Genomic DNA, 22,295 nt, shown 5'->3' on the forward strand with positions numbered 1-22,295 from the left:
TTCGTCAGCCCTACTTCATTGCTTCGTCGTTAGACTCAGCGTCGTTATCTTGTGTCTTCTTGCTGGTAAATATGCCCTTAATCTTGTACCAATAGGTTTTAAGCGCAATGCCTGCGGCGACAAAAAAGCCAATGATGGCCGACATAATGGCGCTGCCTGAGCCCGGATCAATATAGGCCATTACTGGCGTTACCCAAGACAGGGATAGGAGTACCGTAAGAGTAATTAAGCGTGTAAATGTAGACATTATATTTCCTTTGTGTGGATACGTTGAATGATTTTCGAGCTATATCTCTGGGGGGGGGCATCAAGCGAAAGCTGACTGATTTTGTCCGTCAGAGGGGTGTCCGCAGCGATTTCATCGATGTAGTCAGAATCACTGTGGGATAATAATTGAATGTTATCTGCCAGTGCTAATATTGGCAACCATTGCGCTACATTATTGACGCTATTCTTTATAGGGCTGCTATCACTTGTATTGGGCGCGAGGTCATAACAAAAGAAGGTTTGTATGACGCCTGCAGACCGAGTCGCTTGATAGAACGCGGTGCTTAATCTTGGCGAATAACGTGATGACGTTAAGGTAACTAATTCATCGCCCTGAAAATATTCGACTGGACTGTCTTTTAGCGCATCGGTAGGACAATTGATAAGCTCGAGAGTAAAAGCCCTTGCGTAGTAAAGACAGTTGTTTTTTTCATAAACCGGTTCAATACGATAGTGATTCGAGTGTGTGAGTACCCATTGTTTTAAGAGTTGCTGGAACTGGTTTTCGGTCTCGACATCTGTGTGTTGACTATCAATAATTGCGCTGATGTCAATCAAGCACTGTCGAGGCTTGATTCTTGGTGGAAAACTCTTGTTGATTGCAATGGCGACTTCTGTAGTTACATCTTTGTTCGTGTTGTTTGCGAGCTCTTTTGCTATGGCTTTAATCACGGGGGCGCTATGTTGGGGAGGTTTATGGTAAATACCCTCAATAACATGATGATATTTATTGCCGCAGACCACTGGGCTGTGCTTTTCTAGTAGTAAACCCCTGCCGGCTTGGCCAAGGCGCTCCCTAAGATCAGGGTTGTGGTAGAGCTTGTCTAATGCTGCTGCTAACTGCGCTTGAGTGAAGTCATCGGGGATTTTAAATATGGCCTCATCATCTATCTCATCCATGCTGCCATTTCTGTTGACCAGTGTTGCCTTGCCGTGGCTTAGGCAGTCCAATACTGCGGCAGAGGTTTCACCTCTGGAGGTTCTGCGTAATTGTATACATAGGTCGGTTGCAGCCAAATAGTGCTGGTATTCCTCTTTTTCTGTCCAGCCTGTAATAGTTATATTATGCTGGCCACTTTGCTCCAGGAGGAGGTGCAGTTCGTCCTTATAGTTGTTATTTGGCAGGTCGCCTACAAAGATCAATCTGCACTTTTCGGACTTGGCTATCGAGCTGTCGAGCCAAGATGAAACTAGTTCTTTATTGAGTTTGTTGCGGTGAAGCATCCCAAAAGTGCACACAATGAATTCATCGTTCTCAATGCCCAGTGCCTTGCGCGCGGCATTCTTGCACTGGTCGATTGGATTTCTTAGCAGAGGCAGTACATGCCAGCCTTTCACTGCTGAATCGCCATACCAGTCCGTGGCAAGGTTGCGAGAGTATTCAGAGTGAGAGATAACCCCAAGGGCATTATTTAATACAGTTAGATTGCAGGGGTATGCATCCATTACCGCGTGATTATATTTATCACTGGGGTCTTTGTAACGATCGTAAACTGCGGTGTACCCTGCTGACCTGTATAGCTCTGGTGTAAATCTTAATCCGGGGTTGGGTCTGGTGTCGATATAATTAACGGCTCCGGAAAGATAAAAATCATGCAGGACGACGACTCCCGGTATGCGCTGTATCAAGTGAAACATATGCTTGTGGAATGAAGAGTTGCCGAAGTGATAGATAACTCGGTCGTAGTCGTCGGCATGTTTGATCAGCCAGTCGGTAGATCTGATAAGGCATTGCTGTGGCAGGCAGTTGGTGTCGACATTTTCTTGATCGATGATTAAGTCAATCGTGTAAAAATCGAGCAGCGTCGGTAGTAAGTCGGCGCTATAATCACTGATGCCGCTTCTGGCAGGAGGAAGCGGTGAGACAAAAGCAAGTCGGGGCTTTAGTTTTTGTTTCTGCGGTGTAGTTAGTCTTTTACTCTCGACGCTAGCTTCAAGGACGGAAACAGCCTCTTTGGCGGTTTGCTGCCAACTAAACTTCTGAGCTTGAACCAGGGCATGTTGTTCTAGCTCTAGTTTAAATTGTTCGTTGAGCAATACCTCTTCTAGTTTGCTCGTGATAGCTTGGTCGTTGTTTGCCTCAAAGAGCGCATCGGCTCTACCAATAACCTCGGGTATACTCGATACATTGCTGCCGATAACCGCCTTGCCGCAGGCCATCGCTTCAAGAGCAGGGAGGCCGAAGCCTTCGTGCCAGGACGGGAAAATAAAAACCTCGCAACTGCGATATAGGCGCAGCAAATCATCGTCGTGCACAAAGCCAGTAAAGATTAGGTCGTCTAAATGCAAACCATTGTCTCGGCCTAGCTGTAGTAATTTATCTTCAATGAAGTCATGTACGGAACAAACGATAACAAGCTGGTATTTCTGACGAACGCATTCCTGTAGTTGTGAATACCCTCGAATCAGTCCCTCGATGTTTTTCCGGTGATCGATGCCACCGGTATACATAATAAATGGACGGGAGATATTAAAGTGCTGTTTAAGCCGCTCGCTATCAACGGCTGAAGGTAGGGCAGGGCTAAAGTTGGGCTCTATTGCTGTTGATATGTTGGACACAGACGACGGCTCAAAGCCGAGAAAGTTAATTGCCTCTTGCCGTGATGACTCGGAAATAGTGAGTAGCAAATCCGACTGCCTGATATGTTTTATTTTTGAATGATACCACGCGGCAATGGCCGGGTTAACTAGATAGATGTCAGGGTAAATATAGGGTATGAGGTCGTAAAGTATCGTCGCTACTAGGGCGTCGGGATTGAAGCGTTTAATGCTGGTTACTGCATCGTCACCAGAGCCCTCGAAAAGACTAGTGATAAGGATGATGTTAGGCTCGAGAGAGCAAAGAAAGGCCTCGTAAATGAGCTCGGCTGACTTTCTTCTGCTGGCATTTATCTCGGTCAAAAAATCAACATTATCGGGTGGAGTCCAAGTGACGATGTTGTCATTTTCTATCAACCCGTCAAATTGTTGTCGAATGTTGTCAATATGCTCTGAGAAACGGCCATTGAGGGCGATGATTAGTTCATGGTCTTTGTGATTTTTGGCCAGTGCTTGGACAAAGGATTGAGTATATCTTCCGATACCTCGATCTCTAGAGCCAGAAGATTGCGCCCCTTGATAGTCGATGACAATACGCATTACTTATTTCCTTTGTTCTTTTTTATTTCGGCATTAAGAAAGTTAAGTGCAGAGGATGCGTTTTCTGAGATGTGCTTGTGCTGTCTCAATGTTGAGGTTTTTTTGTCTTTTGTGCTCGGTCGGTTGAAGCGCGTCTTTAGGGTCGGGGAGAAATACAGTAAGCCATTGACCATTCTTTTGAAGAGCGGCTTTCTTCTTGCGGTTCGTATTGCCTTTTTTCGGAGTCTGCTGGTTTTTTCTTTGGTTTTTCGACGTAAAACTGAGATTGATTTGACTGTTTTTCTCAGCGGCTGAGTGAGTCGCCAAGAGCGGCTATTGGTTAGTAAGTTGATTTTTTTTGTGAGATTCTTGTGGTTTTTTTCAGATTTGTTGAGTCGTGACTTTAGGCTGAGTGTTTCTTTTTTAAGTTCTTCATTTATATCTTCATGAGATAATTTTAATGCAATTATTTTTTCTCTTGTCGATTTTCTTATTTTGAAATTTTCACTCTCAATCTGATGTATTTTTCTTTCAAGTTCGGTGGTGTACTCTTTTTGTTCCGCTAAAGTTGTTTCTGCCTTGTTGCTGACAGTGGTGCACCATAGGTTATTAGACAATCCTGACAGAGAGGCGCCATCGAATACATTAGGTGGGGTGCTAAAATGATGGTCAAGATCCTTGTGTTCGTCAGCAACGTAATACCTATTGAGGCCGTCAAAATAGATGAAATGATAATCCTTGCTTAGGATGATCGGTTCCCAATCTTGATGGTCCTGATTCTGGCTACCGGGTAATGTTGCTTCTACGACAAGTATCCAAGGCCTGATCAAGCGTAGGTCGATACCTTCAAGGACAGACTTCTCTGCTGTTTCCACATCGATCTTTAGGAAATGAATATCATTTACGTTGTTCTCACGGCAAATGGTCGTCAGGGTCTTCAGAGGTACTACTGTTTCTGTAACTGAAATACTATATTCTTCTTCATGCTCTTTGGCAATTTCTTTGTTACTTGTTGATAATCCGGTGCCAGGGAGCACAAATAGTTTTAGGCTGCCCTCGCTTGACCCCGCAGCGCATTGTATATTGTTGTCGCGGGTGCGTTGTGCGGCCAGTTTGTCGAACCATTCTTTCTCGGGCTCGATGTTTATGCCTGACCAGCCCGCATCGTAAAATGCCTTGGTAACAGAATCTATGGTTGGGTCGTTGGCGCCAACATCAATATAAAAGCCATCGTTGATGTGCCCGAGAGCACGCCACAGCATAACGTCTTCAAAATTCTGTGCATAAGAAACTAATTTCATTTGCGGTTGGTCTCAATTATAGGGTCGATCCAGGCGCAGCCTGCAAACTCTTCTTTGTTGATATTTATGACGTTGAATAAATAAGCTAAATCCAGCCATTCATAATTGTTTTCTAAGTGTGATTCGCTGCTGACTAAGGCGGTTTGAATAGAGTAGCTACCAATCCCAAGGTTTATCGGGAAGCGAATGTTGTAAGTAATAACTTCCCCGGACGAAATATTTAGCAATGGTTGATTTTTCAAAGCGGTGTTTGTGCCGTAAATGGTTTGTCCGAGGCGGTCCTTGATGCTGTAGCCCAAAATTAGCGTCGGTATATCGGCGTGTGCCTTTACCGTTATTTTTAGGTTGACATCATCTCCAACGCTGACACTCTCTACCTCTTCTTGCATGTGGTTTAGAAGAGAAATTTTAGATACTTTTGCTTCTCCTGTGCCTGAGCTGGTTTGGGTCTTGCCATTGCTCAATGTCTTTGTTTCAACGGTGCTGTTTTCTTTTTCCGCGATAATAGCATTATAGAAATCAAAGACCGCTTCAGGATTTCCATCCTTAATAATATGGCCATCTTCAAGTAAGATGGCGCGATTGCACAGTGATTGAATGGCCCCGCGGTCGTGAGAGACAATGAGCAAGGTTGTGCCTTGTTCTTGGAACTCTCTTATTCGGTTGAAACTCTTGTGTTTGAAGTATTCGTCACCAACGGACAGGGCCTCATCAACAATTAATATCTCAGGTCGATAGGCCGTGGCGACGGCGAATGCGACCCTTACCCTCATGCCGCTCGAATAGGTGCGTACGGGTTGGTCGAAATATTCGCCTATTTCAGCAAACTCTTCCATTGACGCCATTGCGCGATCAATTTGCTGGCTGTTAAAACCCATTAATCCGGCAGAGTGGCGCACATTTTGTCTGCCAGTTAGCTCTGGATTAAACCCCATACCGAGCTCTAGTATGGCTGCAATCCTGCCATTAACTCTGACTTTTCCTTTGGTGGGTTGCAGGGTTCCTGTGATCATTTTAAGTAGGGTGCTCTTGCCTGCACCATTTTGTCCGATAATACCTATAGCCTCACCTTTGCAGATTTTGAAGCTTATATTTTTGAGTACCCATTTTTCTTCTTTCGCTTTAATTGGTATACCAAACCAGCTTGCAAAACGATGGAGCTCAGAACCGTATTTTCGAAATGCTTTCCCTAGGCCTTCAACGTTGAGCAAAATCATGAGATAGCGCCTGAGGTAACGGATACGGGGATTGACAAGAAGTGCACAACATTATCGTCCGTGGTTAATGTGATATCTAAGCTGGCGGGTTTGTTTTGTTTGATCGATGAAAACCTGAGTAGAAACCAGCGAGTGGACGATAATTCATTGAAGTCATAATTTCTATTTTGAATTCGTAGGTTTAGATTAAATGTCCGAAGTTCAACCTGCAGTACCAATTCACAGCGACTAGACTCCGGTCCGCTTATCTTGTCGCTATTGAATGCCAATCCTTGATTTGACAACGTAAGCACTGCTTTTTCTGGTCGGACGTGGGACTTGTAAACTTTTGCTGACTTGTAGTCATCGAGGTAGCGGTCAATTCTTGTGCCTGTCGGTAAACTGTAATTATTGTGTTCATAATAGTTTTCAAAAATAACATCATCCGAAATAGCGGTTGGAAGCCAAGAGGATATGTTTCCTGGCCAGCCTATAACTCGGTAGGGTCTGTCAGCAAAGTTGTTAGGATGTAGGTGCTTTGCAATATTAAAATACACGCTCCATTCATCAAGCCCCATACCTTCGGTTCGCACCAATATTTGCAAGGCAAGAGATTTGTTAATGATTTGCGGAGAGTGTGAGTTATATAATTTGTAGTCGTAACCGCAGCTTTTTAGAAAACGAACAGTTTTAAATAACCCTTCGTCAAAGCTTGTGGGTTTGGGGAATCCACCTAGCCAATCAGCGCCATTGGTGTAAAAATAGTATGATTGATGGACACCATCTTGGATAAAATCATCAGTATTTGAGGGGTTGATGACAATATAGTCATCATCAAATGCTATGAAATTGTCATTAATGATCTCTTCTGCATAGAGCTTTTTTCTAAGTAGTGTATTTCTAACTTGATGATCATGAGGTAATTGAGTTAAACCGACTTCAGACTCTTTGATAATAGTAATTTGGATCTCTAGCTTAGCAAGCTTGTCAGAAAGCTTGTTGTAAAAATTGTCTGCAGTTAAAACCACCACGCTATTTATATAGGGCATGTACTCTATAATGCTTGAGATGGAGCGATGTAAGGCATCTGGACGGATTGATATGTATACCGCTTGGCAGGGGAGAGAGGAAATACCTGGCGATGTGCGGGTGGCGCGCAAAGCGTTGTATATACCATCGGCGGCCTCGTCCCATGTTGGGGTGACAAACTCGGCTGCATCCAGCTTTAACTTGGCGTAGCGTTTTTCATTGCGTAGCTGCAGCACCGCATTCTTTACGGCGTTAATATTCAGCGCTGTTGTCACTGCAGCGCCTCTTGAAACCTCTTCCATTGCGCTGCCTTTGGTGCATATTGATATGCAATTTTGGCTGAGTGACTCGATGACTGGTAGACCATAGCCCTCGTAGTGAGACAAGTTGATTGAGGCCAGCGCCTTACCGTATAACCCGAGCACATCGGTATCAGAGGCGTTTTGAAGCCAAAATACACGTTGGCCATAGTCAGGGTGTTTTAATATTCGTTCTGAAACATCTTCAACATTCCAGCCTTGTTTACCGACGATTACCAGATTTAACTCCGGGTAGTCGTCTTTGCAGGCGTCAAATCCATCAAGTAAAAGCTGATGGTTTTTTCTTGGCTCTACAGTGCCTACAGAGAGTAAAAATGTGCCATAGCCAGATATTTTACTATTGGCTTGTATGTGCTTGCTGGTAGAGAAGTCGCCACCTAGCTGAACTTTATGTGCCGTTGGTCGGCCAAGGTTAATGCTTTTGCAGATACTATACAGGTCTTTTTTGACCGTATTAGAAATGCAGTACCAGTAATCGGAGTATTTTAAGCTAGCTGAGAAGTTTTCAGCGAAGCGAAATACCGTGTGAGCATGAGAGAATTCAGGGGTCAAAATTGGTACAGCATCAAAGTGAAGTTTTATGATGATGGCACCCTGCTCTTTTAGAGATGAGAATAGTTCATCGCAGTTGTAGCTATCGCCCCAAGAGGCGTCGATATCAAAGAATATATCGCCAGATTGAAAATCTCCAATGAGGACTTTTTCTTTCAGAGTCACCTCTTCTGCTTGAAGCATTGCGCTTAGTTCTGGGCCGCGCTTTATCTCGTAAAATGAAGCCCCGATGTTTGCGATAAATATTACCTCATGGTGCCTACTGAGTCTTTTTGCCAGCTCTCTAGTAACACGTTGTATCCCTGTTTTTCCTCGATTTACGAATGTGTTTGTCAGGTTAACGTAGATTCGATTATTCAACACGACGATAGCCTTTTTTCTTGAATTCTTGAGAGTTGAATATGGACGTAAAAACAGAGTTAAATTTTTTTTCCTTTTTCACATTTTTAGTGTGTTTGATAATGTCGGCTTGCAATGGATATCTTGTGAGTAGAGCAAGATAAATACAGCTTATTGTATGGATAATGCTTTTGGTTGATTCGTTATCATAGTTTGCAAATTGTTGTGCACGCAATTCATTAACATAGCTGTGATCAATGTTTAAGCCATATGCTGCGCTAACTTCTTCGGCTATTTTTAGCTCGTAATAACTGCTGTGGTAAGGCTTGTGCCCCCAGTCGTCTGTCTTCCTGACATCGCCACCAATGATGGCGTTGTTTGCAGCCCATTTTGAAATCAGCCATGCGTTTAGTCTACCAGGTATGGGAAGTCTGTTCTGAATGATATGTCTGAGCTTGGGTCTGGATATAACGAAGCTAATAGCCTTGAGCAAAATCCGTCTAGTTAATTTTTTTAAAATCAAATTATTGGCTCCGATGCCGATTCAATGTTAGCTGATGTTATTTACAGGACGTCCATCATTTCTGCACTCGCACGCCGGAACATAAATAAACTCAGCAATAAGGCAGCCAGAGAGACTGCTGCAACAAGAATAATGCTCTCCCCAAGTTGCGGCGCTGAGTTATATACTAAGATATCGTGATAGCCAGTGACGATTGGGTACATTGGATTTAATTCCATTAAGTGCATGTACTTTTCGGGTATTATTGATGCAGGGTAGACGATTGGGGTTAACCAGAACCACACTTGCAGAACTACTGGCACCAGTTGACCTATGTCTCTCAAAAAAACATTCATAACACCGAGGATGAGGCCGAGACTCGCAGCGAGTACGACCACTGATAACATTAGGGGGATTAAGTAGAGCATTGCAGAGCTGAATTGCTGGCCCAGAAGCGCAAAAATAATTAGCATGCAAAAGAACAGTAATAAATTGTTAAGCAGGCTGGATCCTACGGTGATAATGGGCAGGGTGATTTTTGGGAAGCTAACTTTTTTCATTAGCCCGCCCCTGGAGATAAATAAATTGAGGAAGTTGCCAATGATTTCGGAAAATAGATTCCAAGCTAATAAACCGGCCATCAAATATATGGCGTAGCCATATGTATTGGTTATTTCAGGTAGTTTCGCTGCCAGCACGTTTGATAAAATGAGAGCGTAGATTAACACTTGTGACAGAGGGTTTAAAACAATCCATAGGCCGCCGAGTTTGCTGGCGGCAAACTTCCCTTTGAGCTCGTTGCGGATGGAGCTAATAATAAATTGACGGTATCGCCAAAGATCTTTGAGCATGCCTGACATTTAACGCGCCTTAATTGTTATCTAAAAATGAGCGCTTAGGCTCAGAAAATGTTGGGTGTTAAGCGAAGCCGTTAGGCGAAATGACGCATTTAACTTACTCTGACTTTCAGATGCTTAGGCACAACGCTTTGAGCTGCAGAATAAGTGAATCGGCATTGTTGGGCCCGATTGGATTTGGAAGAAACCTTATCATAAGCGCCCAGTGTTTGTGAATATCTTACCTCTTGGCTGACATGGGTTTTCGTATTATGCATGCAGCGCCTCATGTCTTTGTTATTTTGTCTCCTTGTCCTTTGCCGTATATAGTCAACAATAGACAAGTAAGATAGTGTCTTGCTGTCACCTTGTTACCCAGTGCAGAGTCATACTTGGCTAGTTTCCTCGGCGTTGACATATCGACATTGTTGATCTGGCCTAGCCCGGTGATCCCAGGCCTCACCTCAAACACCCTTCTTTTCTCTCGCTCTTCAATCAGTTCGACTTGGTTGAACAGACAGGGCCTGGGGCCAACCAAACTCATCTGGCCAAATAAGACATTGATGAGCTGAGGTAACTCGTCAAGTTTAGTGCGCCGTAAAAAGCCGCCGAACTTGGTCACAGAGCTGGCGCAGGCTAGGTGAGTGGCAACAGATTTTGTCTCAACTGACATTGTTCGAAATTTAATCAAATTAAACGGCTTTTGATGACGGCCGACTCGGCTTTGAATGAATAACGGCGAGCCGGTGTCGAACAAGCCGACAACGAACAGTATGGTGAGCACCGGCAGTAGGCAGATAAGGCCGGTAAGGGATAATATGATATCGAATAGACGGATGTTGATCTGGCTCATGTTGATCTGGTTCATGTTGATATAAATCAATACGTTTTCGGCAGGAAATTCAAGTATGCCATGCTATCATAACAAGTGTTGTTTTTATTGCTTGTTTACTTGTGACTGGTTATTTTGGATTGTGACAATAATAAAAGCGTTTAACAGGCGTTATTTTTACCTATAAGGGATTTCATGCCGCAGCTTAACTTTTTATGGAATATGCCTCGTGTATACAAGAGGTTGTTGAGTGTTGTGATTGATTCGGCCTTTATCACTCTCGCCTTCTGGGGGGCTTATTGGGCGCGCTGGGGTTCATTTGAGGTGGTATATTCGTCTTTAAATTGGGCGGTTTTTTCTGTCAGCCTGATCGCCACCCTGGTCGCCTTTGCTAAATTGGGTTTATATCGAGCGATTCTTCGCTATCTCACCTTTCACGCGCTGTTTGTGGTCTTTGTTGGCGCCCTTATCTCTATACTCTCTGTCACCCTGACCTCCTTTTTTGCCGATGCCAATATTCCCCGTTCGGTGCCGATTATTTACGGCGCCTTTTTAATATTGCTCTGTGGCGGCTCCCGCTTGATTATGCGGGTATTAGTGGCGCAGAGTTTTGAGAAAGGTCATGAGCGTGTTGTCATTTATGGCGCCGGCAGCACCGGTCGCCTGCTGGCAATGGCGCTTAGGCACTCCGACACCTATAAGGTTAAGGCGTTTATCGATCATGACAAAACGCTCTCGGGCACTGTTATTCAGGGTGTGAGGGTCTGTTGGCTCAATGAGCTGGAAGATTTAATAGAAAAGAAATCGGTGCGAAAAGTGTTGTTGGCGCTGCCGAAGGCAACCCGGTCGGAGAAAAAAGCGATTATCGACAGCCTGGTGCATCTGCCGGTTGAGGTGCTCACTGTCCCTCGAATGACTGATATTGTCAGTGGTAAGGCTAAAATCGATGAGCTGCGTGATGTGCCAATTGAAGATTTGCTGGGGCGTGACCCTGTGGTGCCGCAGAAGTCTCTGATGCAAGCCGATATCAAGGACAAGGTGGTACTGATTACCGGTGCTGGCGGTTCTATCGGTTCGGAGCTGTGTCGACAGATTATTTGCCAGCAACCCAAGCAGTTAATCTTATTCGAGGTTTCAGAATTCGCACTGTATAACATCGACAAAGAGCTTAATAATATTAAGGCTGAAGAAGGGTTGATCGACTTAGAGATAATGCCGTTTTTAGGCTCAGTTCAGCGGCAAAACAGGCTGGTGGCAATTTTTGATACCTTTGGTGTTCAAACCGTATATCACGCGGCAGCGTATAAACATGTGCCAATGGTTGAAAATAACGTTGTTGAAGGTGTCCGTAACAACCTGTTTGGTACCTATTATGCGGCTAAGGCGGCGATAGAGGCCGGTGTTGAATCCTTTGTTTTAATCTCTACCGATAAGGCGGTGCGACCGACCAATGTAATGGGTGCCAGTAAGCGGATGGCCGAGATGGCGTTGCAGGCACTGGCCAGTGACTGTGATAAAACCCGTTTTACCATGGTTCGCTTCGGTAATGTCTTGGGCTCTTCTGGCTCGGTAATTCCGCTGTTTAAGAAACAGGTGGCCGAGGGTGGCCCAATTACCGTAACCCACCCCGATATTATTCGTTACTTTATGACAATACCCGAGGCCGCCCAGCTGGTAATACAAGCTGGGGCCATGGGGCGAGGGGGCGATGTCTTTGTGCTCGACATGGGGGAGCCAGTTAAGATTGTCGATTTGGCGAAGGATCTGGTGAGGTTGTCGGGGTTGGAGCTGAAGACGGAAGACAACCCCCACGGCGATATCGCCCTTAAGTTTACCGGTTTACGCGCCGGTGAAAAGTTGTTTGAAGAATTGCTGATTGGCGACGATGTCAGTGGCACAGCCCACGAGCGCATAATGACTACCTCAGAGGCCTTTTTGCCGCTGCCAGACTTCGAATCGATCATCAAGCAGTTGGATGTTGCCTGTCATAACTTCGATCATCAATCAATTCGCCGTATTTTGCTCGATACACCGACCGGTTTTGCCCCGACTCACGGTATTGGTGATTTGCTGTGGAGAGCGAAGCGTCAGCCCAGCGCCGTCGATGAGTTGCCGCCTATGCAGCCGTCTAAACCCTTAAAATTAGTGCAGCAGCCACAGACTAAGTAACGCCCTATATGAACGTCCTTCTTACCGGTGACACAGGCTTTGTTGGCTCGTCGCTGCTGCAATACGATCACGCAAATAGCTATATTTTGTTTTCAGAGCAGTCGATGATACTCGATGGTGTTGCTGGCAAGGCTAGAATCACTGCTGCTGCCGATTACGGTAATCTATTTGATGGTATTGAGGTCGTTGTTCACTGTGCCGCCAGGGTGCATGTGATGGATGATCAAAGCGCTGACCCCTTGGCGGCATTTCGCGCGGTGAATACACAGGGCACTGTGAATCTTGCCCGTCAAGCCGCCGCCGCTGGTGTAAAGCGCTTCATTTTTATCAGTACCATCAAGGTCAACGGTGAGTTTACCGAAGCCGATCAAGCGTTTCGCCACGACGATATCGCTCAACCTTGTGACCCTTATGGGCTCAGCAAGTGGGAGGCTGAGCAGAGCCTGATGCAGTTGTCGAACAACAGCGGTATGGAATTGGTTATCATCCGCCCGCCCCTGGTTTACGGCAAGGGTGTTAAGGGGAATTTCTGCGCACTAAGCCGGATTGCCTGTAGGGGGGTACCACTGCCCTTGGGTGGTATCAATAACCGTCGCAGCCTGGTCTTTGTCGATAACTTGGCCGATTTGATTGTCACTTGTTTAGCGCACTCTGAGGCGGCGGGCGAGACATTTTTAGTCAGTGATGGGATGGACCTATCGCTCAGCGATTTGCTGATCAATATTGCCGAGGCAAACCGACAGCATTTGCGTCTGCTGCCACTGCCTATATTTTGTCGGCGCTTGATGACACGAATAGCGCCCGGTATCGCTCAGCGACTGTTTACCAGTTTGGTCGTCGATATTAGTCATACCCAGAAGACGTTGGGCTGGCAGCCACCGTTTAGTGTCTCTTATGGATTGGCTAAAACAGTATAATCCGTGCTATTACTTAGAGCGTTGAAAGCCGTTTAATTAGCATTGTTTTATAATGGAATATCAAAAGGTTGGCTATGCAAATAATAATAATTCGGCAGACTTTTGCGCTGCTTTGGCTGCTGCTGTTATCGCAGCCAGTCTTTGCCGTAAGTGACTCCGAGCAACAGTACTCAAAACTGACGACGGATTGGCAGCAAACATACCAAGGGCTTGTTAAGCGGGGCTTCCCCCGTGCCGCCACGGATCAGTCGCTGTTTGAAATCTACCAAGACCTGGGCCAGCGCAGCGATAAAATAGAACAGCTGTTAGCGGATGAGACGAGCACCGGCGAGCAGCGATTTGAACTCTGGCAAGACACTCTGGCATTGCTGAAAGTCCGTACCCAATTAATCGATGCCGCCCCCAGCAGCATTGCCGGTAAGGTGGTCGGCTTTGGCCCGTCCGGGGTGCGCAATTTACAGTTAGAGTTGCGGCTTTATCGATTATCCGTGGCCATTAAACAGCAGCATATCTACAGCGGCTTTGGCAGCTTAGGCAATGATATGTTGTTGTCGCCGGTGCCACTGGTGATAGCAGTGATCGAGATTTTACTGGTCGTGGCCTTCTTCATCTATTGGCGCCGACGTGGCATTGCCGCAATACTCAAATTTAACCATGTCGAGGCAGGGGAAAAGCGCACGCTGCCCCAGTGGATTAGCTGGTGGTATCTGCGCCTGCGCAAGCCATTGGAGTGGTTTGTTTTACTAACCATGGTCTTTTCCATTGCCGCCGATTTGCTATTCTTTGTACGTTTTTATATTTTTCAAACAGTCATCGACTGGTTATTACTGGGTGCTGTGGCCATCTATTTTATTGATACCGCGATGGGGTATCGCAGTGGCTCGACCAATAACGAGATGGCGGAACGGCGTTTAAAATCACTGAAACTGATCGGTTATACCTTTATTTTCATCGGTTTGATTTCGTCGGGCCTGAAATCGTTGGAGTTGGCCTGGGGAACGATTGAACACTGGTTTGATACCGCCTATTGGTTGGTTATGCTCCCCGTCGGCTATACCCTGTTACGCTGGTGGCGGCCCTATGTTTTCGAGCGTTTGCGACAGCGGCGCTACCGTGATATCCCGGTGGTTAAGGTGTTGCTGGCAAAGCGGGAGGCGCCGCTCAGCATTGTGTATACCGTGGCCGGTATTTTGTTTTTAATGGTGTACCAGCTTTCCAGTTTTGTGTTGATCTCTGTCAGTGAGCAGGAGTTGGTGCGCAGTTGGATGGCCTATCTATTTCGCATCGAGGTGGCACGGCAGTCGGCGAAGGATGACAATTCTGAATACCAGCCTATCAGCAGTCAATTAGAGTCCTGCTTTGGCTTGCATACCCCGTCGAGTTATTACAATAGCGATGTTGCCGCGGCAGAGCGCCAACTCATTGCGGATAAGTGCATCGATGATCGGCCGACAATCGGGGTGGTCTATGCCGCACGTGGCATGGGGCGCAGTCATTTTCTTCGCTCTCTGGCGGATGAGCTCAGCGATCGTAAGCAGACGGTGGTTGTATCGACCCCTCTGGGTGATTTCTCTGACCTGCTGCCGGTGATAGGCAAGGCACTGGGGCTTGCGCTTGATGCGCCATCGCGAGACATCGTCAACCTGTTGAAAGAGGATGTTCCTCGAGTCATTTGTATCGATGATGTGCAGCGTATTATTACACCGACTATCAGCGGGTTGAAGGAGCTAGATCGACTGGTACGGCTGATGCGACGCAGCTCGTCGACGGTTTCCTGGGTGATGACTATTGAGACCTCGTGCTGGCGGTTTATTGAGCTGGCCAGAGGGGAGCGTTTTTTGTTCGATAGGGAGATTGCACTGCCGCCGTGGAGCGAGAAAAACATTGCCGGCCTGATATCGGCTAGAAATAAACAGGCTGATATCGAACCTAATTTTTCCACCCTGGTATTGCCGCGGCAGCTGGGTCGAGGTGATGAGCCAGAGGAGAAGGCGGCGATGAGCAGTTATGCCCGTATTCTCTGGGATTACAGCAAGGGCAACCCTGGTATTACGCTGTTTCTGTGGCAGCAGTCATTATTTGAGGGACGGCTCAATGAGTTTGGTGAGCTGGATCCCGAGGGTGAACCGCATATTATTGTGCGTTTATTTGATATACCCGACGCCGGCCACCTCGATACCATGCGGGTGACCTCACTGTTGGTATTGCGGGCGATAATGCAGTTGGAGCAGGGCACTAAGGATCAGATTGCCAATTGTATCAATCTCAGTAGTGAGGAGGTTGTCGATGCTTTACGACGTTTAACCAGCGCCGGTTATCTGATGTCATGCGATGGTTATTACCAGATTGTCTGGCCGTGGTATCACGCTATTGCGACCGTGTTGGTCCGCCAGCATTTACTGCGCCTATAGAGGGCTTAAGAATGAGAACAACAAAGAAACAGCACGCCCTATTCAGCCTGATGCTGTTTGTGGCGGCCCTGTTATTGCCTCAACTGGGGCTGGCTCAGGCCGAGTTGATGGCGAACGGCGGCGAGGCGCTGGGCCAGTTTGCTCAATTGATTCGTTGGAGTGGTGTTTTTACCTCGGTATTTGTGGTGTTTATCGCTTGGTTAATGCTGCGTGTGGTGCATCGTTTCGTCGAGCGTATCAGCAGTCAGTTTGTACAGCGTCGTTTAATGCTGCAAAAATCAGAGACTGTGTTTCAGTTTGTTATTTATATCTCGACAGCGCTGGCGGTGTTTAACCTCAGTCTACGGGTGGATGATCGGGTGCTGGCGCTGATTGGTGGTACGGTGGCGGTATCAGTCGGCTTTGCCTTGAAGGATTTAGTAGCATCATTTATTGCCGGTATTATGATTATGATCGATAGGCCTTTTCAGGTTGGCGATCGTGTGACGTTTGATGGCCAGTATGGCGATATCACATCGATCGGCCTGCGTTCGGTGCGGATGAATACCCTCAACGACGATGTGGTGACGATTCCCAATAACAAATTTCTCAGTGAGTCGACGGTCAGTGGCAACTTTGGTGAGTTATCGATGCATGTCGGCATCAATTTCTACATCGGTGTCGATCAGGACATTGAGCAAGCCGAGACGGTGATTCGTGAGGCGGCGGCGAGTAGTCGTTATGTCTATAGCTCGCAGCCGATTGTGGTATTGGTGTCGCAGCAGATTATCGAGGGTTATTTGATGGTTATGTTGAGGCTCAAGGCCTACGTGTTAGATACCCGCTATGAGAAGAAATTTGAAACCGACATCAATCTGCGGGTACTGAAGGAGTTTCAAAAGCTCGATATTAAGCCGCCGGCAGTATTGCATCGTAGCCTCGACGAGACCCCGCTGCCGAGTATCGTTGAAGAATAGCAGCGCTGTTTTCAGCCTTGACCAAACAGGGTAATGCTATCGCCGGTCTGCCAGGGGGGGTATTTCTGCATAATGTCGATAAAAGGCGGCTGTGTCATTAGTTGTTCCAGCCACCGTATTAATTGCGGGTAGGGTGACTGCAAAAACCAGCGTTTATCATTGTGGGCAAACTGGCGGATAAACGGCATGATGGCCATGTCAGCCCAGCTGATATCGTCATCAATGAGGTAGCGATGTTGCTCTAACCGTGTTTCTAAGCCGCTGAGTGTCTGCTCAGCCTGTTGGCGGTAATACAGTGGGTCATGTTCGGGGTAGCGGTCAGCGTACTTATAACGATCCAGCCAGTGCTTGAATATGATGTCGTTATCGCTGATCAGCTGTTGTATCTCGGCCTGCTTGGCAGTGTCTTCCCGTCGTTGCCAGTTATCCTCATCACGCCGATGCAACGCCCAGGCCATAATATCGATGCTTTCGTCGATGATGGCATCGCTTAGCACTAACACAGGCACTGTGGCCTTGGCTGAGGCGTCGATCAGAGTCTGAGGCTTGTTTTTTAATACCACCTCACGCAGTTCGACAGCCTGCTGGCTATAGGTAATCGCCAAGCGGGCGCGCATGGCGTAGGGGCAGCGACGAAAAGAATATAAAACGGCGTTATTGGGCACAGAGAACTCACGGATTAACAATAGGGCGCTGCCATTATGCCTCAGTGGCGGGGTTTATCAATTGTCGGTTAAGCGCTGTCGCCACTGTTGCTCGGTGACAATATTGCGGCTGTCGGTCCGATCGATAAAGACGGTGCCGTCTAGGTGGTCGATCTCATGCTGAATGATTCTGGCGACAAAGCCTTGGTATCGTTGCTGCTGTCGCTCCCCCTCGACATCGTAAAAGCTGACGTCGATTTCACTGCTGCGCTCGACTTGGGCTCGTATGCCGGGTATCGATAGGCAGCCCTCCCAGTCCCAGTTCTTGTCGCTGCTCCATTCATCGATTGTCGGGTTGATCATTACCATCGGTGTCATCAGTGGTGCTGTCGGATAGCGGCTATTGGGTTTTGATGAGATGACGATGACACGTTTGGCGATAAAAATCTGCGGCGCGGCCAGCCCCATTGCGCCGGTCTCTTCGGCGCGGGTAAGCATTTGCTTTATTAGAGCCTGGCAGGCCTGCGAACCAATGTCATCGACAGCCTCGGCAATGGTTCTCAATACTGGCTCGCCAAGTTGGGCGATATTTTGGGCTTGGCTGGGAACCGCGGCCATATTATCCTCGGTGATCAGTTGGTGGTGGCGACAATACCCCCTACAATAGCGCTTTTTCCTGCCCGAGACGAGACTATGCTAAACCGTTGCAGTGCCGGCACCGAAACGCAGCCTAAACTATTGATTATTGGTTATGTGTGGCCGGAACCCAACTCCTCTGCCGCCGGCAGGCGGATGATGACGTTTATCCAGCTATTTTTGGCCCAGGAGTGGCAGCTACGCTTTGCCAGTCCGGCGCAGAAAGGCGAGCATCATGTCGACCTCGAGGCGATGGGGGTGGCTGCCGACAGCATTGCCTTGAATTGCGCCAGCTTTGATGACTACGTCGCCGATTATCAGCCAGACATGGTGTTGTTTGACCGTTTTATGATGGAGGAGCAGTTTGGTTGGCGGGTGGAGCAGCAGTGTCCCGAGGCATTGAGGATACTCGATACTGAAGATTTGCATTTTCTGCGACATGCGCGCCATAACGCGGTAAAGCAGCAGCGTCAGGTGTGTTATCAAGATTATTGTACCGATATGGCCAAGCGGGAGGTCGCGGCGATTTATCGCAGTGATTTAACCCTGATGATATCGGAGTATGAGTGTCAGTTATTAAGAGAGCAGTTTGGTGTCCCTGCCAGCCTGCTGTGCCACAACCCATTCATGCTGCCTGAGGCAGCCCCATTAGATAGCCTGCCCAGCTTCGAGCAGCGCCAGCATTTTGTCTCTATCGGTAATTTCCGCCATGAGCCGAATTGGGATGCGGTGTTACAGTTGAAGCAGCTTTGGCCAAAAATTCGTCAGCGTCTACCGCAGGCTGAGTTGCATGTTTATGGCGCCTACCCACCGAAAAAAGCCACTCAATTACATCAAGCAAAGCAGGGCTTTATGGTTAAAGGCTGGGCCGATGATGCTCAGCAGGTCGTCGCTGGTGCGAAGGTGTTATTGGCGCCGCTGCGTTTTGGGGCTGGCCAAAAGGGCAAGTTGGTCGAGGCCATGCTGTGCGGCACCCCCAGTGTGACGACGCCGGTCGGCGCAGAGGCGATGGGTGATGGTGGCGAATGGCCGGGGCTGATCTGCAACAGTGATGAAGAGTTTATCGACGCTGCGGTCGGCCTTTATCAGGGCGCAGATTGGCTGGTTAAACAGCAGCATAGCCGCCGCTTGTTGGCGGCGAACTATGATTACTCCTCACTTTCAGCGCAGCTTTTAACTCGCATCGAGGTTGTCAAAGATAACCTGGCTCAGCTTAGGCTGGCTAATTTTACCGGCCAAATGTTGCGCCATCATCATCACAAAAGCACCCAGTATATGGCCCAGTGGATCGAGGAAAAAAACAAGCACTAGAGAATGCTTTGTCGAACAATTGGTCGATTCGCTGGTCTGCCGCATGGCTGAAGTGTTATATTCAGAGGCTGTGCGAAATTATAATAAATCCTAGCCTTGGTTGTGGAGAAAATAATGCGTTTAAGAACAAAAGCCCTGTCAGTCATGTTGGGCAGCCTGATGGCTGTTGCCGCCCACAGTGAGGGTGCGGAAAGAGTCCTGAATTTCTATAATTGGTCCGACTATGTGGCGGAGGATACCCTCGAAAAATTCACCGAGCAAACTGGTATTACGGTCAACCTGGTTGAGTTTGATGAGGAAGAAGAAGTCAACACCCTGCTGGACGATGGCAGCAGTGAGTATGACCTGGTGGTCACCTCGCTCGATTATATGGCACAGCGCCTGTTGATGCAGAAGACAGTATTCCAAAACCTCAATCAGGCCAAACTGGTCAACAAGGGTAACCTTGATGCCGAGGCGATGGCGTTCGTCGCTCAAAAAGATCCGTTTAACAACTATGGCGTGCCCTATCTATGGGGAACAGTGGGCATTGGTTATGATGTTGACGCTGTCGAAAAAGCCTTTAATGGCAATGCCCCCACCAACAGCTGGGATCTTCTATTAGACCCAAGAAACCTGAAAAAGCTACAACACTGTGGTGTTGCCTTTGTCGACACCCCCAACGAAGTGTTACCGATTATTATCAACTACCTCGGTGGCGACCCGAATACCATGGATAAGGATATTTACTATGGCATGGCGCAAAAACACCTGAAGAAACTTGCCCCCTATGTAACCTTTACTTCCGATATCTCTGAGGCAATGTCAGAGGGCGAGTTCTGCGCTGTATTGGGTTGGTCGGGTGATGTTCTCTATGGTGCTGATTTAGCAGAGGAAAACGAAACCGGTATAGAGCTAGCCTACTCAATACCACGCGAGGGAACCTCGGCCTGGTATGACATGTTGGTTATTCCTAAGCATGCGCAAAACGTCGATGAGGCCTATGAATTCTTAAACTTTTTGATGCAGCCTGAAATCATTGCCGATGTGACCAACTATGTGTGGTACCCCAATGTAAATAGTGCCTCCAATGAGTTTGTCGATGAGGAAATCTTGGGTGATGAGAACATTTATCCCACGCCAGCCATCCAACGCAAGCTCTACCTACTATCGGTGGCACCAAAGCGTTTGGCCAAGCATCAGCAGACTATCTGGGACAATGCCAGAGCGCAGTAAATTGTTGGTTGCTTAGCGGCACAAAAAAACCGTCATGGTGAAGCATCATGACGGTTTTTTTATGCCTGGCTGTTGCTGGCAGGTGGTGCTTGGAGTGATTGTCTCCCGGCTATGGACTGAGAGGGTTGCAGACATTGCCCAGCAGCGATAGCCGTTGACAGTCATAGACCAGGCGTCCGCGATCTCCCTGCTTTTGATCCAGCATGTACAGTATGGGTTTGTTGGGCGCCATCGAATGCGCCGGCTCTTCCTGTAATTCGTTCAGAGGTTGCGGGAAAGTAGACCAATCGAGTGGTGGATGCCAGCCCGGCGGCGCCGCGATACGTGCACGGGTACCGTTGATAGGATAATTGGCCCGCCATTGAGCAATAGCCTCGGTCATGCGCTTAACTTGCTCGGGATGTTTGTCGCTCAAGTCGTTCCACTCACCAATATCGTTACTCAGGTTGTAAAGCTCATTCTTGACGGTGATCTGATACAGATCTTGTTCTACCCATTGAACCAATTTCCAGTCGCCTTCGATGGCAGCGAAGTTGAACGAACCATAAAGAGGAATCTCGGAGCCAAAGATAACAATGTTGTCGCGTTCAACCGGCTGATCTTCGGTCAGCGTCTTGAGGGCGTTATAGCCATCAAAGGTCTTCTTGTTCTGGGCCTTTATACCGGTAGCAGCGGCGAGGGTAGGGAACACATCCATCACGGTAATCATTTCATCAATCTCGCTACCGGCTGCGATATGTTGCGGCCAGCGGGCTAATGCGGCGACGCGAATACCTCCCTCATAGCTCTCGGCCTTACCGCCACGTAGCGGTGCATTATCGCCGCCGCCGCGACCATCCACACGGGTGGCACCGTTATCGGAAAAGAACAATACAATGGTATTGTCGGCAATGTTTTCGCTGTCGAGGGTGTCTAACACCTGCCCAATGGATTGATCCATGGCGTCTACCACGGCGGCATAGAGTGGACGTCGTGAGGGCAGGATGTGACCAAAGGCTGACATATCACTCGAGGGGCTGCGGGCCGGCTCGCGCTGATCTTCTAAGTCTTTATACTTCTCGACGAACTCATCGGGTGCCTCCAGTGGCTCGTGGGGGGCGAGGAAGGGCAGGTACATAAAGAAGGGGCGGGTCTTATCGCGCTGCTCGATCCAGCGGCTGGCCTCATCGGCGAGCAGAAAGGTCTCGTAGCCCTGATCATCGATGGTTTTGCCGTTGCGCTGAAAATCGATGCCGCCGAGATTGGCGAACGGTGGGTAAAAACCAACCTCGGTATGCAGGTGACCATAGAAACTATCAAAGCCACGCTCGTTGGGGTGAAACACCTGTTGACTGTGGCCGAGGTGCCACTTGCCGACCATGGCTGTTTGGTAGCCCGCCTGTTGGAAACTCTCTGGCATAAAGTGCTCATCAGTATGCACGCCGCCGGTATCCCAGGGCAGGATGACGCTGTAGGCAACCCCGAGGGTGCCGGGGTCACGGCCGGTCATCAGTGCCGCGCGGGTAGGGGAGCATATTGGCGCGGTATAAAAGCGGTTGAGCACTGCGCCCTCACCGGCGAGTCGGTCGAGGTTGGGTGTTTGAATCTGCGATCCCTTAAACCCCATGTCGGCATAGCCCAAATCGTCGGCAACAAAAATCAATACGTTGGGTTTGGTGTCAGCGGCCTGAGCGGAGATGGCGGCAGATAAAATTATTGCCGAGAAAGCCGCGATAGCATTTTTTTCAAAAATCATTTTTCTCACT

17 protein-coding genes are annotated in these 22,295 nt (G+C 47.9%); 6 read left to right on the top strand and 11 right to left on the bottom strand.

Features of this window, described 5'->3' with window-relative positions; translation table 11 throughout:
- Window positions 1-10: 10 nt before the first annotated feature.
- From L9P87_RS10600 to L9P87_RS10635, 8 genes are all read right to left on the bottom strand, one after another.
- Window positions 11-247 (bottom strand): hypothetical protein, encoded by a 237-nt coding sequence (locus tag L9P87_RS10600; RefSeq protein WP_237444714.1) that lies wholly within the window; start codon window positions 245-247, stop codon window positions 11-13.
- Window positions 247-3,405 (bottom strand): glycosyltransferase, encoded by a 3,159-nt coding sequence (locus tag L9P87_RS10605; protein WP_237444715.1) that lies wholly within the window; start codon window positions 3,403-3,405, stop codon window positions 247-249. Before L9P87_RS10605 ends, L9P87_RS10600 begins: the two co-directional genes overlap by 1 nt.
- A complete protein-coding gene (locus L9P87_RS10610; protein WP_237444716.1) occupies window positions 3,405-4,685 on the bottom strand; it encodes an FkbM family methyltransferase in 1,281 nt (426 codons plus the stop codon). Before L9P87_RS10610 ends, L9P87_RS10605 begins: the two co-directional genes overlap by 1 nt.
- Window positions 4,682-5,902: an ABC transporter ATP-binding protein gene (locus L9P87_RS10615; protein ID WP_237444717.1), complete on the bottom strand. Its 1,221-nt coding sequence runs from the start codon at window positions 5,900-5,902 to the stop codon at window positions 4,682-4,684. Before L9P87_RS10615 ends, L9P87_RS10610 begins: the two co-directional genes overlap by 4 nt.
- Complete coding sequence (locus L9P87_RS10620) at window positions 5,899-7,965, bottom strand: glycosyltransferase (protein ID WP_237444718.1); 2,067 nt, start codon at window positions 7,963-7,965, stop codon at window positions 5,899-5,901. The genes L9P87_RS10615 and L9P87_RS10620 overlap by 4 nt, the downstream gene beginning before the upstream one ends.
- Window positions 7,966-8,134: 169 nt before the next feature.
- The gene (locus tag L9P87_RS10625) at window positions 8,135-8,644 is read right to left on the bottom strand and encodes a hypothetical protein (RefSeq protein WP_237444719.1); all 510 of its coding nucleotides are present in this window, start codon (window positions 8,642-8,644) and stop codon (window positions 8,135-8,137) included.
- Window positions 8,645-8,685: 41 nt separating this feature from the next.
- Window positions 8,686-9,483, bottom strand: a complete 798-nt coding sequence (locus L9P87_RS10630) for an ABC transporter permease (protein ID WP_237444720.1) — start codon at window positions 9,481-9,483, stop codon at window positions 8,686-8,688.
- A 262-nt stretch (window positions 9,484-9,745) separates the two neighbouring features.
- Window positions 9,746-10,327 carry a sugar transferase gene (locus L9P87_RS10635; protein ID WP_237444721.1) on the bottom strand — a complete coding sequence of 194 codons (582 nt, stop codon included), beginning with the start codon at window positions 10,325-10,327 and terminating at the stop codon, window positions 9,746-9,748.
- A gap of 159 nt (window positions 10,328-10,486) precedes the next feature.
- Here L9P87_RS10635 and L9P87_RS10640 point away from each other — a divergent pair, with 159 nt between their 5' ends.
- The 4 genes from L9P87_RS10640 (at window position 10,487) to L9P87_RS10655 (ending at window position 16,744) form a co-directional block, all read left to right on the top strand.
- Window positions 10,487-12,460 carry a polysaccharide biosynthesis protein gene (locus tag L9P87_RS10640; RefSeq protein ID WP_237444722.1) on the top strand — a complete coding sequence of 658 codons (1,974 nt, stop codon included), beginning with the start codon at window positions 10,487-10,489 and terminating at the stop codon, window positions 12,458-12,460.
- 8 nt (window positions 12,461-12,468) lie between these two features.
- Window positions 12,469-13,377 (top strand): UDP-glucose 4-epimerase family protein, encoded by a 909-nt coding sequence (locus L9P87_RS10645; protein WP_237444723.1) that lies wholly within the window; start codon window positions 12,469-12,471, stop codon window positions 13,375-13,377.
- A gap of 74 nt (window positions 13,378-13,451) precedes the next feature.
- The gene (locus L9P87_RS10650; RefSeq protein WP_237444724.1) at window positions 13,452-15,788 is read left to right on the top strand and encodes an AAA family ATPase; all 2,337 of its coding nucleotides are present in this window, start codon (window positions 13,452-13,454) and stop codon (window positions 15,786-15,788) included.
- 11 nt (window positions 15,789-15,799) lie between these two features.
- Entirely contained in the window at window positions 15,800-16,744 is a 945-nt protein-coding gene (locus tag L9P87_RS10655) for a mechanosensitive ion channel family protein (protein WP_237444725.1), read from the top strand.
- An 11-nt stretch (window positions 16,745-16,755) separates the two neighbouring features.
- Here the strand turns inward: L9P87_RS10655 and L9P87_RS10660 are convergent, their stop codons facing one another.
- On the bottom strand, window positions 16,756-17,409 hold the full coding sequence (locus L9P87_RS10660) for a glutathione S-transferase (RefSeq protein WP_237444726.1): 654 nt from the start codon (window positions 17,407-17,409) through the stop codon (window positions 16,756-16,758).
- Between the two features lie 57 nt (window positions 17,410-17,466).
- Window positions 17,467-18,006: a peptide deformylase gene (def, locus tag L9P87_RS10665; RefSeq protein WP_237444727.1), complete on the bottom strand. Its 540-nt coding sequence runs from the start codon at window positions 18,004-18,006 to the stop codon at window positions 17,467-17,469.
- 75 nt (window positions 18,007-18,081) lie between these two features.
- Here def and L9P87_RS10670 point away from each other — a divergent pair, with 75 nt between their 5' ends.
- The gene (locus L9P87_RS10670; protein ID WP_237444728.1) at window positions 18,082-19,335 is read left to right on the top strand and encodes a glycosyltransferase; all 1,254 of its coding nucleotides are present in this window, start codon (window positions 18,082-18,084) and stop codon (window positions 19,333-19,335) included.
- Window positions 19,336-19,449: 114 nt separating this feature from the next.
- Window positions 19,450-20,550 (top strand): extracellular solute-binding protein, encoded by a 1,101-nt coding sequence (locus tag L9P87_RS10675; RefSeq protein ID WP_237444729.1) that lies wholly within the window; start codon window positions 19,450-19,452, stop codon window positions 20,548-20,550.
- Window positions 20,551-20,659: 109 nt separating this feature from the next.
- Here L9P87_RS10675 and L9P87_RS10680 read toward each other — a convergent pair whose 3' ends face one another.
- A complete protein-coding gene (locus L9P87_RS10680; RefSeq protein WP_237444730.1) occupies window positions 20,660-22,285 on the bottom strand; it encodes a sulfatase-like hydrolase/transferase in 1,626 nt (541 codons plus the stop codon).
- Window positions 22,286-22,295 lie beyond the last annotated feature (10 nt).

This window comes from Sinobacterium norvegicum (assembly GCF_923077115.1).
Lineage (GTDB): Bacteria > Pseudomonadota > Gammaproteobacteria > Pseudomonadales > Sinobacteriaceae > Sinobacterium > Sinobacterium norvegicum.

Bases quoted from the DNA above. Each gene is read 5' to 3' on its own strand.
- L9P87_RS10655 (WP_237444725.1), top strand. From the start codon at position 15,800: ATGAGAACAACAAAGAAACAGCACGCCCTATTCAGCCTGATGCTGTTT.
- def (WP_237444727.1), bottom strand. From the start codon at position 18,006: ATGGCCGCGGTTCCCAGCCAAGCCCAAAATATCGCCCAACTTGGCGAG.
- L9P87_RS10675 (WP_237444729.1), top strand. From the start codon at position 19,450: ATGCGTTTAAGAACAAAAGCCCTGTCAGTCATGTTGGGCAGCCTGATG.
- L9P87_RS10630 (WP_237444720.1), bottom strand. From the start codon at position 9,483: ATGTCAGGCATGCTCAAAGATCTTTGGCGATACCGTCAATTTATTATT.
- L9P87_RS10650 (WP_237444724.1), top strand. From the start codon at position 13,452: ATGCAAATAATAATAATTCGGCAGACTTTTGCGCTGCTTTGGCTGCTG.
- L9P87_RS10680 (WP_237444730.1), bottom strand. From the start codon at position 22,285: ATGATTTTTGAAAAAAATGCTATCGCGGCTTTCTCGGCAATAATTTTA.
- L9P87_RS10600 (WP_237444714.1), bottom strand. From the start codon at position 247: ATGTCTACATTTACACGCTTAATTACTCTTACGGTACTCCTATCCCTG.
- L9P87_RS10645 (WP_237444723.1), top strand. From the start codon at position 12,469: ATGAACGTCCTTCTTACCGGTGACACAGGCTTTGTTGGCTCGTCGCTG.
- L9P87_RS10640 (WP_237444722.1), top strand. From the start codon at position 10,487: ATGCCGCAGCTTAACTTTTTATGGAATATGCCTCGTGTATACAAGAGG.
- L9P87_RS10635 (WP_237444721.1), bottom strand. From the start codon at position 10,327: ATGAACCAGATCAACATGAGCCAGATCAACATCCGTCTATTCGATATC.
- L9P87_RS10605 (WP_237444715.1), bottom strand. From the start codon at position 3,405: ATGCGTATTGTCATCGACTATCAAGGGGCGCAATCTTCTGGCTCTAGA.
- L9P87_RS10620 (WP_237444718.1), bottom strand. From the start codon at position 7,965: ATGCTTCAAGCAGAAGAGGTGACTCTGAAAGAAAAAGTCCTCATTGGA.
- L9P87_RS10670 (WP_237444728.1), top strand. From the start codon at position 18,082: ATGCTAAACCGTTGCAGTGCCGGCACCGAAACGCAGCCTAAACTATTG.
- L9P87_RS10610 (WP_237444716.1), bottom strand. From the start codon at position 4,685: ATGAAATTAGTTTCTTATGCACAGAATTTTGAAGACGTTATGCTGTGG.
- L9P87_RS10615 (WP_237444717.1), bottom strand. From the start codon at position 5,902: ATGATTTTGCTCAACGTTGAAGGCCTAGGGAAAGCATTTCGAAAATAC.